This is a genomic window from Lentzea sp. JNUCC 0626 (assembly GCF_043632865.1).
Classification (GTDB): Bacteria; Actinomycetota; Actinomycetes; order Mycobacteriales; family Pseudonocardiaceae; genus Lentzea.
The window spans coordinates 4,723,620-4,739,100 of the sequence record NZ_CP171635.1 but is presented as its reverse complement, the minus strand read 5'-3'; the positions used below and the strand labels follow the sequence as shown (position 1 = coordinate 4,739,100).

General features: G+C 69.1%; 11 protein-coding genes. 9 read left to right on the top strand and 2 right to left on the bottom strand.

Going from position 1 to position 15,481, the window contains the following annotated elements; genetic code table 11:
- The first annotated feature begins 2 nt into the window (after positions 1 to 2).
- The 4 genes from JNUCC0626_RS20850 (at position 3) to JNUCC0626_RS20835 (ending at position 9,057) form a co-directional block, all read left to right on the top strand.
- Positions 3 to 4,193 carry an HD domain-containing protein gene (locus JNUCC0626_RS20850; RefSeq protein ID WP_394621454.1) on the top strand — a complete coding sequence of 1,397 codons (4,191 nt, stop codon included), beginning with the start codon at positions 3 to 5 and terminating at the stop codon, positions 4,191 to 4,193.
- A 155-nt stretch (positions 4,194 to 4,348) separates the two neighbouring features.
- Complete coding sequence (locus JNUCC0626_RS20845; RefSeq protein ID WP_394621453.1) at positions 4,349 to 7,120, top strand: AIR synthase-related protein; 2,772 nt, start codon at positions 4,349 to 4,351, stop codon at positions 7,118 to 7,120.
- Positions 7,117 to 7,785, top strand: coding sequence for a phosphoribosylformylglycinamidine synthase subunit PurQ (locus JNUCC0626_RS20840; RefSeq protein WP_394621452.1), 669 nt, complete (start codon positions 7,117 to 7,119; stop codon positions 7,783 to 7,785). The genes JNUCC0626_RS20845 and JNUCC0626_RS20840 overlap by 4 nt, the downstream gene beginning before the upstream one ends.
- 186 nt (positions 7,786 to 7,971) lie before the next feature.
- A complete protein-coding gene (locus JNUCC0626_RS20835) occupies positions 7,972 to 9,057 on the top strand; it encodes a serine hydrolase domain-containing protein (protein WP_394621451.1) in 1,086 nt (361 codons plus the stop codon).
- Here JNUCC0626_RS20835 and JNUCC0626_RS20830 read toward each other — a convergent pair.
- Positions 9,035 to 10,429 (bottom strand): helix-turn-helix domain-containing protein, encoded by a 1,395-nt coding sequence (locus JNUCC0626_RS20830; protein ID WP_394621450.1) that lies wholly within the window; start codon positions 10,427 to 10,429, stop codon positions 9,035 to 9,037. The two genes, JNUCC0626_RS20835 and JNUCC0626_RS20830, sit on opposite strands and share 23 nt — an antisense overlap.
- A 150-nt stretch (positions 10,430 to 10,579) precedes the next feature.
- On the opposite strand from JNUCC0626_RS20830, the gene JNUCC0626_RS20825 reads away from it, so the two are divergent.
- From JNUCC0626_RS20825 to JNUCC0626_RS20805, 5 genes are read left to right on the top strand one after another with little or no spacing between them, the layout of a single operon-like run.
- Positions 10,580 to 11,593, top strand: coding sequence for an amidohydrolase family protein (locus tag JNUCC0626_RS20825; protein WP_394621449.1), 1,014 nt, complete (start codon positions 10,580 to 10,582; stop codon positions 11,591 to 11,593).
- Positions 11,590 to 12,246: an iron-sulfur cluster assembly protein gene (locus tag JNUCC0626_RS20820; RefSeq protein ID WP_394621448.1), complete on the top strand. Its 657-nt coding sequence runs from the start codon at positions 11,590 to 11,592 to the stop codon at positions 12,244 to 12,246. Before JNUCC0626_RS20825 ends, JNUCC0626_RS20820 begins: the two co-directional genes overlap by 4 nt.
- Positions 12,243 to 13,268: an NAD(P)-dependent alcohol dehydrogenase gene (locus tag JNUCC0626_RS20815; protein WP_394621447.1), complete on the top strand. Its 1,026-nt coding sequence runs from the start codon at positions 12,243 to 12,245 to the stop codon at positions 13,266 to 13,268. Before JNUCC0626_RS20820 ends, JNUCC0626_RS20815 begins: the two co-directional genes overlap by 4 nt.
- Before the next feature lie 10 nt (positions 13,269 to 13,278).
- Positions 13,279 to 13,785, top strand: a complete 507-nt coding sequence (locus JNUCC0626_RS20810) for a hypothetical protein (protein WP_394621446.1) — start codon at positions 13,279 to 13,281, stop codon at positions 13,783 to 13,785.
- The gene (locus tag JNUCC0626_RS20805) at positions 13,778 to 14,875 is read left to right on the top strand and encodes an MAB_1171c family putative transporter (protein ID WP_394621445.1); all 1,098 of its coding nucleotides are present in this window, start codon (positions 13,778 to 13,780) and stop codon (positions 14,873 to 14,875) included. Before JNUCC0626_RS20810 ends, JNUCC0626_RS20805 begins: the two co-directional genes overlap by 8 nt.
- On the opposite strand, the gene JNUCC0626_RS20800 is transcribed toward JNUCC0626_RS20805, so the two are convergent.
- The gene (locus tag JNUCC0626_RS20800) at positions 14,829 to 15,260 is read right to left on the bottom strand and encodes a helix-turn-helix domain-containing protein (protein WP_394621444.1); all 432 of its coding nucleotides are present in this window, start codon (positions 15,258 to 15,260) and stop codon (positions 14,829 to 14,831) included. The genes JNUCC0626_RS20805 and JNUCC0626_RS20800 overlap by 47 nt on opposite strands.
- Between the last annotated feature and the right edge of the window lie 221 nt (positions 15,261 to 15,481).

Here is a 15,481-nt window from a genome sequence, read left to right as displayed (position 1 = left end):
GGATGGACGTCACCAAGCTCTGTGCCGACCTGAAGCGACTCAAGGAGGAGTCCGGCAACCCGTCCCTCACGGTGCTGGCGGGTCGCCTGCACCTGAGCAAGTCGCGCATCAGCGAGATCCTCAACGGCCAGACCACCTCGCTGGACTGGGACTTCGTCAAGGCCTTCGTCTCGGCCTGCCACGACCACGCCACCGCCACCGGTCGCCACCCGGGCACCAGCACCGACCTGAACTTCTGGCGCAACGCCCACGCGTCGACCGAGTTCGCCCGCCCCGCCGAACCGCGGGTGACCGGCTGGTCGGAGGCCGTCGAGAAGCACCCGATCTGGACCTTGGTCAACGGCGACACCTCCTCGGCCCGCGAGGACGCCGTGGAACTCGCTTCCCAGCTGGCCGAACGCGCTCACACGGCCCGCCGCCGACTGAAGGGCGACCCGTGGCTCGACCGCACCCTCGCCGCGCGCGTCGGCGAACGCGTGGCGGGCCTGTGCGTGCTGGCCGACCTGACTCTCCCCCCGCTGGAAGCCGCCTTCCTGACCCTGGCCCCGCTGGTCCACGAGGCGCAGTGGAGCCGCTCGGCCGCCGCACTGACCCACCTGCGCCCCACAGATCTGTCCCAGACCGGCGAGTCGGATCGCGCCGAGTACGAACGCTTCCTCCGCGGCCAGCAGGAACGCCGCCTGGTCGCCCGCGCCGCCCAGCACGGTCTCACCGACCGCGAGGAGGCCTCGACCGAGATCGCCTGGTGGCTCTACCACCGCTGGCTGGCCAGTCGTGCCGCCAGCACCGAAAGCGTTCTGCTCGGTCTGCCTTCCCCGCGCCAGCACGACACCCTCGACCGACTCGTTCGCCTGCTGAAGCTCTCCCCGACAGACCTGCGAGACCCCCAGCGCCTGGAACTCCGCCCGGTCCACCCCCACCACGGTCTGACCGCGCACGCCCAGGAGGTCCGCGAGCGCCTGGTGGGCCTGATCTTCGTGGTCGCCCACTCGCTGGCGATCGAACTGAGCACCCTCCCGCCGACCATCGTCGAACACCTCGGCATCCCCGAACCGGTGCGTCTCGACGAGCTGCGCGAAAGCCTCGACGCCGCCGAGTGGTCCCCGATCCCGGTGGGCGTGGGCCTGCGAGCCCGCTGTTGCCACGAGGCCGTCCTCGAAGCACTCCGCGAACATGTCGCGCGCACCGACGAGGTGCTGGGCGCCGTCCACTCCGTGGCCATGAACGACAACACCCTCGAACCCCTGCGTGCGTTACCTGCCCGAGCATCCGCCGACGAAGTAGGGCCGTCGGTCGGCGCCGACGGCAAACCGGCTTTCGTCGTGCCCGTGGTCCGCTTCCGCCTCGACGAGGGCAGGATCCGCGAACTCCTGATGGGCGAACAGCTCTACCGCGACCGCTCGCTGGCAATCCGCGAGCTGTATCAGAACGCCCTGGACGCGTGCCGCTACCGCAAGGCGCGCAACGACTACATCCACACCACTCAGGGCATGGTCGCCGACTGGCAGGGCCGGATCGAGTTCGACCAGGGCGTCGACCCCGTGTCCGGCCGCCACTACCTGCGCTGCACCGACAACGGCGTGGGCATGGGAGTGGCCGAACTGCGCGACGTCTTCTCCCAGGCGGGCGTCCGCTTCGCCGACCGCCCGGAGTTCCTCGAAGAACAAGCACAATGGCGTGAACACGGCATCCCGTTCCACCCCAACAGCCGCTTCGGCATCGGCGTCATGAGCTACTTCATGCTGGCCGACGAGATCGAGGTGACGACCTGCCGCATGGACCGCCGGGGCGGGCCTGCCGGTCCGGTGCTGCGCATCAACATCGTCGGTCCCGGCCACCTGTTCCGCATCAACGAGATCGACCGTGACCGTCCCACCCCGGGCACGGAAGTGAAGCTGTACCTGAGGGACGGGGCCGCCGCACCGTCCTGTGTGGAGACTCTGTGGAGGCTGCTCGGCATCGCCGAGTTCGCCACCCACGCCCGCCACCACGACGCCGCTCGTGAGTGGAAACCGTTCGTCTACGAGTCACGGCAATCAACCAGTTTCGGGGAGATCGAAGACAGCCTCGACGCCGGCGGCGTTCTCGTGCATGGCGCTCCCACAGTCAACGGGCAGGTTGTCTGGTGCGAACGTGGAGGAGGTCTGCTCGCGGACGGTCTGTTCGTCCAAGCCGGCGAGCGAGCCGCCGGGTTCTCCAGAGACGATGGCGAAGACGACCTGACCGGTGCCATCGTCAACCTGACGGGATCCGCTCTGCCGGCGTTGACCGTGAACCGGTCTCACCTGCTGGGCCTGGACTGGGCCGTGCTGGAGACCTTGCTGGTGGAGGCGTTGCCCCAGTCGCTCGAAGCTGCTGAGCTGTTGCTCTCGGCCGGGTGGATCTGTGACGTCGCTAGTCGTAGTCCCCGTGTTGCCGATCTGATCGTCGCCCTCTCGAACGAGAAAGGTTTGCGGATCTCTTGGCGTGGCGAGGATGGCGCAGTCGGGTGCTTGGCCGCGGACGAGACCCTGTACGCGAAGCGGATTCAAGTGCCGAGAGTTCTGGGCCACCCCAGCATGCTGTTGTGGCGCCTGATGGCGCATGGCAGGACTGCCTCGCTGTACGACGAGATTCCTCCGACTCTGGAGGCTGAACTGCTACCTGCCCTGCCGTCAGACGAGACCCTCCTTGAGGAGTGCCTGTCCAACTTCGACGAGCTTGACGTCTTCAGGCCTGGTGACTTGCTCCCGGTCGCAGAGGAGGTCGGCATGGATCAGCGGGCGTTGGCCTCCCGACTCGTCGCGCTGGGCGCTCGCGGCGTGGATCCAGACAATTACCCGCCGCGGCAGCCGAACGCGGACGAATTGCGCGTTCTCAACGCGAATCTCAAAGATCACGGGTCAAACCTGGACGTGCGCGTACCAGTCACGGCGTGGCACGTCCTCGCAGCCGCACGTCGTCTGGACAAGGCGGTGGAGGAGGTGCTCGACCTCCTCCGGTCGTACGGATTCGACATCACTCGTGCCACCGCGTTGGTGGCGCAGGTCGAGGACGACGACCTGGTGGCGGTGAGCATCCGCAACGACGGGACGAGTCCGTGGCTCAAGCCTGACCAGCCGGTGGCGATCGGTCATGTCGTCGCCACCGCCAGGACGCTGGGCAGGGAGGCCGGCGAAGTGGAGCACAGGCTGGCAGCGCTCGGATTCGAAGTTCCGGAGATCCCGCCCTGGGCGTGGAGCGCCGATCTGAGCCTGCTGCGCGGAGGTTCCTCGCAGGACTCCTGGCTCAGTCGGGGAGACGTGCTCCGGTCTGAGGTCCTGGACCAGGCGATGTCGGACTGGGGCTGCGGTGTGGTGGATGCCATTGCACGGTACGCGGACATCGGGGTGATCGCCTTGGAGACGCCAGAGCTCGCTCTCTACTCCGGGCTGCTGCCGGCGGAGTGCTTCCAGTCAGGCGCTCCGGTGTCGATGAAGCAGCTGATCGAGATCGCCGAACTCTTCGAGGAGAACCCCTGGTCGCTTGCGGCGGAGATGCGAGACCTGGGTTTCCACCTTCCAGCGCACTACTTCGCCGGGGATGACTACGACAAGCTCGATCGCGGCCTGCTGTTCGCCGATGATGAGGACTTGGAGTTCGAACAGATCGAACTGTCCGATTCCGTTTCGTTGGAGACCCTGCTGACGATCTCCAGTCGCCGCCTGTGCTCACCGCAGGAGGCAGCGGCCAGGCTGGGACGCATGGGCTTCGTGGTGCCGGACCTCAGCGCTTGGCCCGCCGCGATCACGATCGTTGACTTCAAGGCGATGAGTCTCGACGGCAACGGCGTCGCACCCTGGCTCGCCCTCGGCCAGGAGGTTTCCCTGGGACACATCCTCCTGGTCAGTGAGAAGACGGGCGTGGAACCCCGTGAGACAGCAGCGAGGCTGTCCGCTCTGGGGTTCGCCGTGCCGGATCGCGCCGAGGTCCCCGCCCGGTTTGCCAAGCGCGAGGTGGCACTCCTGCTGGATCGAAGGGAGTCATTCATCAGGCCGACGCGTCCCGTGACGATGCGGAACCTGATCTTGACGAGTCTGCGGGTGAGGCGACCGCTGGTCGAGGTGGCGGAGGGACTGGCTGCGCTCGGCGTCGAGGTGCCCGATGTGGACGTTGAGCTGCCCAAGCTGCTGGCCATGGTGCCGCGCAAGAGCGGGATTCCCACGGCCGAGTGACGCGCGTCGCCCTCCGTCGATTCGGGCCGGTGGGGGCTGAGCACATAGGGTGCTGCGTGTGTCGCAGTGCGGCCTCGCCCGGTTGCCTGGGTGCTTCCACGAGCGCGGTCGCTGCCGGGGACAATTGCCCGGACCGTTCTGCTCCAGGAGGATTGTTGATCCACAAGTTCTCGGTTCGCTCCGCGGGGGTAGCGGAGCCCGACATCCGTGAGCTCGGCCGATCGTGGGGGCTCGAGGACCTCGAGGTCTGGCGCGACTACTACGTCGAGTTCGAGAGCGCGCCCGACGCCGCTGCGCTCGGGCAGGTGGCGGCGGTGCTGGGTGACCAGCTCGACGTCGAGGTGACGCTCGACGCGCCGCTGGACGCCGGGGCCGTGCAGGTGGCGTACAAGCGCGGGGTGGTCGACAACGAGAGCGACTCCATCGTCACGGTGTGCGGGTTGCTCGGGGTGAAGGCGAAGGCCGGCAAGGTCGCGACGAGCTACAAGTCGACGGCGCCGCAGCTCAAGGACCTCATCGTCACCAGCAGGTTCAACTCGACGATCGAAGAGCTGCACGTCGAGGAGCCGCACTACGACACGCTCGTGCCGCAGGGGCACTACGACCCGGCGGAGCAGTACGACCTGCGCGGCCTCAGTGACGACGAGCTGACCCAGCTCGGCACGGCGGGCGGGCGGAACCTGTCGCTCGTGCAGATGAAGCACGTCCAGCACGTGCAGAACACGCTGAACGACGAGTTCGTCACGGACGTGCTGCTGGAGGCGCTCGACGCCCGGTGGAGCGACCACTGCGCGCACACCACGTGGAAGTCGCTGGGCAGTCTGCTCGGCAGGCTGATCCAGGCGGCCAAGGACGTCGACAACCCGAACGTGCTCAGCATGTTCCACGACAACGCCGGCGTCTGGGACTTCTACGACGGCCACGCGATCGCCATCAAGGCCGAGACGCACAACGGGCCGTCCGCGATCTCCGGCTACTTCGGACAGTTGACCAAGCTCGGTGGCGTGCTGCGCGACATCCTCGGCACGGGGCTGTCCGCGGACCCGATCGGCAGCTTCGAGTACACGGCCGTCGGCGAGCCCGAGGCGCCCGCGCCGATCAAGGGCCGTCCGGACGCGCGCAGGCTCGCCGGCGAGACGATCCGCGCGATCAAGGAGTACGGCAACACGTTCGGCGTGCCGATGATGTCGTCGCGCATGACGTTCCACCCGGCCTACCGCGCCAAGCCGTTCGCGCTCGGCGGCAGCATCGGCCTGCTGCCGGTGGAGGCGGCCCAGCGGGGCACGCCGCGTCCCGGTGACTTCGTCGTGCTCATCGGCGGCCTCACCGGCAACGAGGGCATCCACGGCGCGTCGGCCAGCTCCGCGGGTGCGGTGATGGACACGACGGCCGTGCAGATCGGTGCGCCGCTGGAGCAGGTCAAGTTCCGCAAGGCGTTGATCGAACTGCGCGAGGCGGGCTGCATGAGCGCGCTCACCGACGTCGGTGGCGCGGGCCTGAACAGCGCCGTCGGCGAGATCGGCGAGGCGTGCGGCGTGTGGATCAACACGGCGCTGGTGCCGCTCAAGACGGCCGCGCTGCCGATGTGGCGGATCCTGCTGTCCGAGTCGCAGGAACGCATGCTGCTCGCCGTGCCGCCGGAGCACCAGGAGCGCGCGAAGCAGATCCTCGACCGGCACATGGTGCGGTCGACGGTCATCGGCCGGTTCGCGGACACGGGTCGCTACCACGTGTTCCACGCCCCGGACCTGACCGAGGCGAAGCTGATCGGCGCGGACCCGTTCACCGTCCCCGCCCACCAGGGCGAACTCGGCTTCGACGTCGCCTACGACCTGCTCGACCTCGAGGTCGAACGGGTCGAGGTCGGCGCGCCGCCGCGTCCGCAGGGCACCCCCGAGTGGCCGGAACTCGACGCGAAGCAGCTCGCTGACCTGCTCGCACAGGTCGTCTCGGACGCCGAGGTCGCCTCGCAGCACTTCGCCGACTCGCAGTACGACTCCACGGTCCAGGGCAACACCTGGTACGGCCCGCACTTCGGCACCGAACAGCCGGTCCGCACCGCCTACTGGGCGGGCACGCCGGTCGACGGCTCGCCCGCCGCGGCCGTGCTGAACACCGCGTTCAACCCGTGGATGTTCGACGCCGACCCGGTCGCCGCCACCCGCCAGATGTTCTGCGCGGCCATCGCGGGCCAGGTGCTCGCGGGCGTCGCCGTCGAGGACGTCTGCATGTGCGACAACTTCTACACCCCGCACCTGTCCGAGAACTGGCGCGAGTGGCTCGTCGGCATGGTCGACGAGCTCGCGGGCCTGGTCCGCCACTTCGGCGTGCCGCTGATCTCGGGCAAGGACTCGTCGGCGGGCTCCGTGCACACCGACGAGGGCCTGGTCAGCGTGCCGCCCGCGGTGTTCCTGAGCGCGCTCGGCAAGGTCCCGCACCGCGACGGCCTGCTGCGCGAGCAGTGGACCGCCCAGGGCAACGTGCTCGTCCAGGTCGGCCTGCGGACCTCGTCCCCGGTCGGCACGGTCGCCGCGCGCAAGCTCGGTCTGCCGGAAGGCGGCCTGGACGACCTGGAACTGTCCGAAGTGGACAGCTACCTGACCGCGTTGGCCGGCAGCCGCGCCCTTCTGCACAGCGGTGCCCGCATCGGCGCCGGCGGCGTCGCGGCCACCCTCGCCCAGGGAGTCCTGGCGAGCGGCATCGGCGTGCAGCTCGAGAGCGCGACCACCGAGTCGCTCTTCGCCGAGCACCGCATCGGCGCCGTCGTCGAGGTCAGCCCCGCCGACGTTGCGAAGCTGCCCGCCGAGCTCAACCCCGTCGTCCTCGGCACGCTCGACGGCACGAGCATCGTGCTCGACGGCACCGACCTGTTCACCCCGGCCGCGCGCGACGGCTGGCTCAACTCGTTCACGGCGAGGATCGCATGAAGCCGACCGTCAACGTCCTGTACCTGCCCGGCACCAACTGCCAGGAGGAGACCGTCCGCGCGTTCGCCGAGGTGGGCGCCGAGCCGAGGATGAGGTTCGCGGCCGACCTGCTCGCGGGCACCGACCGCCTCGACGACGCCGACATCCTCTGCATTCCCGGCGGGTTCTCCTTCGGCGACCACCTCGGCGGTGGCGCGGTGGCGGCGGCGTTGCTGCGCAGCCACCTCGCCGACCAGTTCGAGGCGGCCCGCTCCCGCCCGCTGCTCGGCATCTGCAACGGGTTCCAGATCGCGGTGCGCGGCGGCTGCTTCGGCAAGGTGGGCCTCAAGGTCAACACCGCCGGCACGTTCCGCAACGAGGAGAACCAGCGGCACGTGGTCGAGACCGGCAACGACAGCCCGTGGCTCGCGGGTCTGGCCGGTCAGACGCTGACCTTCCCGTGCGCGCACGGCGAGGGCCGCTTCGACCCGGGCAGCGAGACCGAGGGCTTCCGCGTCGCGCTGCGCTACGAGAAGGACACCAACCCGGACGGCTCGTTCAACGACATCGCCGGCATCACCAGTGCCGACGGTCTGTCGTTCGGCCTGATGGACCACCCGGAGCGGGCAATGGACCGCGAGACCCGGCTGGCGTTCTTCGAGAACGGCGTGCGCGCCGTTCGTTAGTGGTGTGGCTCGGAAGGTTGCCGGGGAATTCGCGGTCAGACGGCCGCGAGGCGCCCTGCTGAGCGTGGATTACCTCGCCAACGTTCCGAGACGCGCCACTAGACCGAGGTGCTGGTGCCGGCCCCACCGCGAGAGCGGGGGCCGGCACCATGTCCCCGCCACGATCACCACGGCAGGTTGGTGATCATGAAGTCACTCCTGATCGCGGCCCTCGTCGCCACCACTCCCTTACCCCCGCTGCAACCGGAACTACTGCACGCGGCCATCAACGACCTCGCCAACCCCGTCGCGACGTCCGCCCAGCTCAGAGTCGCGGGCGAAGCGGGCCGCTGGTACGGCACCGCGGGCACGGCGAACGGCCACCGCGAGATCAGGCCCGACGACCGATTCCGGATCGGCAGCGTCTCCAAGGTCTTCGTCGCGACCGTCGCCCTGCAACTGGTCGAGGAAGGCGAGCTCAGCCTCGACACCAAGGTGCGGCACTACTTCCCGGACGTCCCGGAGACGCTCGACGCCGTCACGGTCGGCCAGCTCCTCAACCACACCAGCGGCATCCCGAACGAGGTCGGCTACCCGGACCTGAGCACACCGTCGAAGGTGCTCGAACACCGCTACGACAGCTGGACCGCCCAACAACTCCGCGACCTCATCCCGGAGACCCAGCCGAAGTTCACGCCGGGCACCAGGCAGGAGTACCGGGGCATCAACTACCTGCTCGCCACGATGATCATCGAGAAGATCACCGGCCACGACCTGAGCGTCGAGGTGCGGAACCGCGTCACCCGCCCGCTCGGCCTCGACAAGACCTATGTGCCGCAACGCAACGAAACCGCTATTCGTGGCGCCCACGTGCACGGCTACCTCGACGTCGACGGGCAACGGGTCGACGTCAGCGACTTCAACACCTCTCGCGCGCACGGCGAGGGCGACATGATCTCCACGACCGGTGACCTCACGCGGTTCGCCCAAGCGCTCTTCGACGGCAAGCTGGTCAAGCAACCGTTGCTGGAGAAGATGTTCACGCTTCCTGACGTGTCCATGGTGGACGGACGACCGGCGGCGTACGCGACCGGCCTCCAGACGTTCACGATCAACGGCATCGAGGTCTGGGGCAAGACGGGGGAGTGGTACGGCTACAACGCGGGCGTGTTCTCGACACGGGACGGCCAGCGCCGCATCGCCTACTCGTTCACGCCCACGGTCCGTGACGCGAACCAGCAGCAGATGACGCTGCGGATCGCCAACGCCGTCACCGCAGCCGGTCGGCCTTGATGCCGTACTGCGCCATCTTGCGGTAGATCGTCGCCCGGCCGATGCCGAGTTCGGCGGACGCCTGCGCGATCGTCGCGCCCGGCGCGGTCAGGCAGCGCACGATCTCGTCGCGTTCCAGGGCCTGCAGGCGGCTCAGGCGGTGCCCGGCGCTCGTGAACACCTCGGCGGGCAGGTGCTGTACGTCGATCACGTCCGAGCGGGCGGCGGCCGAGCGCACGACCTGGCGCAGCTGGCTGGTGTTCTCCGGCCACTCGTACGACAGCAACGCGCGCACGGCGGCCGAGGTGAACGTGACTTCACGGCCTCGGTCGCGGTGCGCGAAGTAGTGGGCCAGCGGCAGGACGTCGTCGGGACGGAAGCGCAGTGCCGGGGCCTCCACCACCACGTCGACCAACGGCGCCAACGCCTCGGGCACGCCCGAAGTCGCCGTCAGCACGAAGCCGGTCAACAAAGGCGCCAACGACGAAGCAGCCCACGCGGGCAGTGCGTCGACCCCGGACACGACCACGCACGTGTCGGCCTTGCCCAGCTCGGGGGTCCAGAGCCGCAACCACGAACCCACGTCGTCGGGTGCCGGCGGGCGGGCGTTGAGCAGGCGTTCGCGGGGACGGACGGAGCGGCGCGCGTGCGTGGCCAGGGCGGTCTTGCCCGCTCCTGGCTCGCCCACGACGGCGACCACGCGGCCTTCCTGCATCGCTTCGGCGGCCGCGCCCACGGCGGACGTCCAGGCCGCGGACAGCCGGGGCGGTTGGACCCGGTCGGAGTAGACGCGGAACACCTCGCCTCGCGGCAAAGGGCGGATCTTGCGGCCCGAGGCGCGGGCCAGCATCAACGCCGCCGTGTTGCCCGCCGCTGCCTGCGCGAGGGCGAGAAGCAGGTCGGACGACTGGTCCGACCAGGTCGTGAGGTTCACGCTGCCGGCCAGAGCGCCGGACACCGGGTCGAGCACCGGCACGGCCGCGCACGTGTAGCCGCGCAGGCCCGTGCAGTAGTGCTCGTTCGCGCGCACCAGGGACGCCGTGCGGTCGGCCAGCGCGAGGCCCAGGCCGTTCGTGCCGGCGTTGGCCTCGGCGAAGTAGAAGCCCGGGGCGAGGTAGACGCGGTCGAGCGAACGGACGATGGCCGGATCGGTGCAGAGCCTGGTGAGCACCAGGCCCTCGCTGTCGGTGATCATCAGGCTGATCGGCTCGTTGGAGAGCGTGTCGTGCAGGCCGCGCAACACCTCGTGGCCGCACTCGTAGAACAACGACGTGGTGTCGACCGTGCCGGTGAAGACCGGCCTGACCTCGTCCTCCGGCACGCCGTACCGCTCGCTGCGCAGCCACGAGGCCCGCAGGCGCTGGGGGATGGCGGCCAGCTGCCGGTCGTCCACGTCGACCTCCTCGTCGCACGTCCGGACCCCAGAGTACGACCCGAACGGCCGCACCCGGCGGTACCGGATGTCTCAAAGTGAGACACGCGGCGGGTCCCTGAGCTGCGCGGATCTTCCTACGGTCGTCCGCAACCACCACAGGAGGCGGCCATGTACTCGAAGGACGGCGAGAACTACTTCATCGTCGACGCCCACGTCGCGCTCTGGGACGCCCGCCCGGAGAACCAGCGCAACATCCACGGCAAGCAGTTCATCGACTGCTTCTACGACTACCACCGCAACCTCTCGCCGGAGGAGGAGGTCTGGTCGTACGAGGAGTACCTGTACCAGGGCGGCGAACGCCTGATGCGCGACCTCTTCGACAACGGGTACGTGGACCACGCCATCTTCCAGCCCGCCCACCTGGGTGCCTTCTACCGCAACGGTTTCGGCCAGACGGAAGAGGCGTGGGAGCTCACCTCGAAGCACCCGGACAAGCTCACCTACAACCACTGCTGGGACCCGCGCCGCGAGCAGCAGGGCCTCGACGACCTCAAACGGGACGCCGAACGGTTCGGGCTCAAGGGCGTGAAGCTCTACACCGCCGAGTGGTACGGCGACTCGCGCGGCTGGCGCCTCGACGACCCGTGGAACTACCGCTACCTGGAGACCGCGCAGGAGCTGGGGATCAAGAACATCCACATCCACAAGGGCCCGACGATCCGGCCGCTCGACCGCGACGCGTTCGACGTGGCGGACGTCGACCACGCCGCCACCGACTTCCCCGAGCTCAACTTCGTGATCGAGCACTGCGGGCTGCCGCGCCTGGAGGACTTCTGCTGGATCGCCACCCAGGAACCGAACGTGCACGCGGGCCTCGCGGTCGCGATGCCGTTCATCCACACCCGGCCGCGCTACTTCGCGCAGATCATCGGCGAACTGCTGTACTGGCTGAACGAGGACCGGATCCAGTTCTCCAGCGACTACGCGCTGTGGACGCCGCGCTGGCTGGTCGAACGGTTCGTGGACTTCCAGATCCCGGCCGACATGACCGAGTACGCGCCGCTCACCGTGGCGCAGAAGAAGAAAATCCTCGGCCTCAACGCCGCGAAGATGTACGACATCCCGGTGCCCGAGGGCCTCGACGTCGCCCCGGTGCCGCAGGAGGCGGTGTCGGTCGCATGATCGAAACGGCTGTGTTCAAGGCGTTGGACGAGGTGATGGACCCCGAACTGGACGAGCCGATCACCACGCTCGGGTTCGTCCGCTCGGTCGACCTGACCGGGGACGTGCTGACCGTCCACTTGCGACTGCCAACGGCGTTCTGCTCGCCGAACTTCGCGTACCTCATGGCATCCGACGCGAAGGACGCGCTGCGGGATCTGGCAGAACACGTCGTCGTGGTGCTCGACGACCACCACGACTCGGACGTGATCAACAGGGGCATCGCCGCCGACGCCGGATTCGTCGGCACGTACGGCGAGGAGGCGTCCCGCGATCTCGAAGAGCTGCGGCTCACGTTCCAGCGCAAGGCCCACGCGGCCGCGATGGAACGGGCCGTGCGCGACGTGCCGCTCGATCGGCTGAGGTCGCTGACGTTGAGCGACCTCCCCGCGTCGAAGGCGACGGAAGCGTTGCGGCGCAGGCGTTCCGCGCTCGGGTTCGACAGCGGACCGGACGCGCCGGTGCTCGTCGACGACAACGGCGTCCCGCTGCCACCCGGCCAGTTGCCGCTGCGCCTGCGGTTCGCGCGGTCCGTCGGCATTTCCATCGAGGGCAACGCGCACTTCTGCCGTGGCCTGCTCCGCACCCGGTACGCAATGGAGGAAACGGCATGAGGGCCGTCCAGGTCGTCGGTTACCACCAGCCGCTGCAGATGACGGAGGTCGCCGAGCCCGCGGTGACCGGGCCGTTCGACGTGGTCGTGAAGATCGGCGGTGCCGGCGTGTGCCGCACCGACCTGCACATCCTCGAAGGGCAGTGGGCGGAGAAGTCCGGCGTGGCGCTGCCGTACACGATCGGCCACGAGAACGCGGGCTGGGTGCACGCGGTCGGCTCGGCGGTCACGAACGTCGCGGAGGGCGACAAGGTGATCGTGCACCCGCTGATCACCTGCGGCCTGTGCCGGGCCTGCCGCAGCGGCGACGACGTGCACTGCTCCGCCTCCGCGTTTCCCGGCATCGACACCGCCGGCGGGTACGCCGAGTACCTGAAGACGTCGGCCCGCAGCGTCGTGAAGATCGACGACGCGCTGGAACCGTCCGACGTGGCCGCCCTGGCCGACGCGGGGCTCACGGCGTACCACGCGGCGGCGAAGGCGGCGCGCAGGCTGCGGCCGGGGGACCGGTGCGTGGTGATCGGCGCGGGCGGGCTCGGGCACATCGGCGTGCAGGTGCTGAAGGCGTTGACGGCGGCGGAGATCGTCGTGGTGGACCGGAACCCGGACGCGGTGAAGCTCGCCTCGGCCATCGGCGCGGACCACGGCGTCGTGGCGGACGGCTCGCACGTGGCCGCCGTCCTCGACCTCACCGGCGGCGACGGGGCCGAGACCGTGATCGACTTCGTGGGTGAGGGCGGTGCGACGCGCGACGGCATCGCGATGCTGCGGCGGGCGGGCGACTACCACGTCGTCGGCTACGGCGAGAACATCGACGTGCCCACGATCGACATCATCTCCACCGAGATCAACCTGATCGGCAACCTCGTCGGGTCCTACACGGACCTGTGCGAGCTGATGGTGCTGGCGGCCCAGGGAAAGGTGACTCTGCACACGCAGAAGTACCCGCTCGACCGGTTCCAGGACGCGATCGACGACCTCGACAACGGACGGGTGCGCGGGCGGGCCATCCTGACGCCCTAGTATCGCCGCCGTGGATTTGGGGCGGGTGCGCAAGCGCTGCGAGGAACAGATCGAGCGGCTGGCCATCGGCTCGCCGCTCGACGTCGCGGCGCTGTGCGAACGACTGGCGGAGCAGCGCGGCAGGCCCCTTCACCTGCTCGCGCTGACCTCGCGCACCTCCAACCCGTCCGGGCTGTGGGTGGCGGCGAAGAAGGCCGACTACATCTTCTACGACGAGTCCGTCGGCGAGGCCCACCGCGCGCACATCGTGCTGCACGAGGTGGGGCACATGGTGTTCGCGCACGCCGGCGTCGCCGAACTCGACGACCTCACCGCGCGTCTGCTCGCCCCGAACCTCGACCCGAAGGTCGTGCGGCAGTTGTTGTGCCGGGACAGCTACGACAACGAGCACGAGCAGGAGGCCGAGCTGTTCGCCACGCTCGTGCTCATGCGGGCGGGGTTCGAGGTCGTCGGCTCCGTCACGCCCGAGGTGCCCGATCCCGAGCTGGCGAGGCTGCGCGAGGTGCTGAGTGCTTAGGGCGTTCCACATCCTCGTCGTGGTGCTGCTGTGGGCGTGCACGGCGTACCGGGTGATGCTGCTGGTGCGGCGGCCGTCGCGCAGCTTCGGCAACGCGGCCGTCTGTCTCGCGCTGCTGTTCCTCGCGCTCGGGTTCACCATCGGGCTGCCGCCGCTCTACCTGCGCATCCCGTTGTTCGCGGAGGGCGCGAGCCTCGTCCGGATCGTGCAGCACGGGCTCATCGTGATCAGCCTGTTCTGGCTGAACGTCTTCGTGGCGCACTCGGGGTCGCGGTCGAAGGCCGGGATCGTGGCGCGGGCGGTGACGGCGGCTGTGGCGCTCGGCTCGATGATCGTGTTGTTCTGGCTGGCGAACCCCGGTGACGACGCGGAGGACTTCGTCGGCGCGTACGCCGACATGCCGTTCGTGACCGAGTACCTGCTCGTCTACCTCGGCTACATGGCGTTCGTGCTGGTCGACGTCTACCGGCTGACCCGGCAGTTCGCGGGCAGCGCGCCGGACGGGCCGATGAGGTTCGCGCTGCGGCTCTGGTCGCTCTCCAGCCTGATCGGGTTCGCCTACGCCGCGCACAAGGCCGCGTACGCGCTGATGTCCCGTCTCGGCGTGCAGCTGCCGTGGTGGGAGGGCGCGGTGTCGACGTCGCTGGGCGGGACCGTCCTGGTGTTCTTCGTGGTGGGGCTGACCTCGTACGTCTGGGGGCCGCGGATCGTCCGCGCAACCCAACTGCGGCAACAACGTCGGCGCTATCGCGAGCTGTTGCCGTTGTGGCGTGCCTGCTACGACGTCATGCCGGAGATCGCGCTCGTGCCGCCGGGCGAACGCGTGCCGATCGACCTGCGCGTCTACCGGTGCGTCATCGAGATCCTCGACGGCCGGCTCGCGTTGCGCGCCTACTGGGACACCGGGATCGCCGAACGGGACGGGGAAGCGGCGGCGATGGCGGCCGCGCTCGCGGCCAAGTCGCGCGACGAACCCGTCCAGGCGGGACCCGCCGCGTTGCGCCCGCTCGACGTCGTGGAACTGACCGAGGTGGCGCGCGCCTTCAGGACTCTTTCGGCGGCAGGCCTTCCAGCTCCCGCACGCGGTTGATGACTTCGGTGATGGTGTCCAGGCTCTTGTCCGAGAGCCCGGACGCCCGCATCGCGACCTCCCGCACCCCGTTGTCCTTCAACGCGGTGACGAGCGCGATCTCGCCCTCGACCTGCTCGCGCACGGCGTCGTCGAAGAAGTAGGCCGGGGGCACGCCGAAGAACGTCGCCAGCGCCGTCAGGTGCTTGAGCGTCGGGTTGTCGCGCTGGCCGGTGCGCAGGTACCAGATGTAGGACGCGGAGATCGTCACGCCCTGGTCGCGCGTGATCGCCTCGGCGACGTCCTCGTTGCTGTACTCGCGCTCGCCGGACTCCCGGATGGACCGGAACAGGTACCCGAGCCGGTCGGCCAGCACCCGCTGTTGTGGCTGCTCCTGCTCTGCCATCCCACCCCACCTCGTGTTTTGACTGGCGTGAATCCCAAGGTTAGATGATTCACACCTGTTGACTGCCTGGGGCGAACCACGCTTAACTTACCCCGCTCCGACTGGTGTGTATCTGATCGACTCGCGGTTCACATCAGTCGGCCTGCGGCCGGATGGGGCGACGTCACTGGGGGTGGTGTCGCCCCGTCCACGGCCCGGATCGTGCCCGCTTCGCCGCGCGC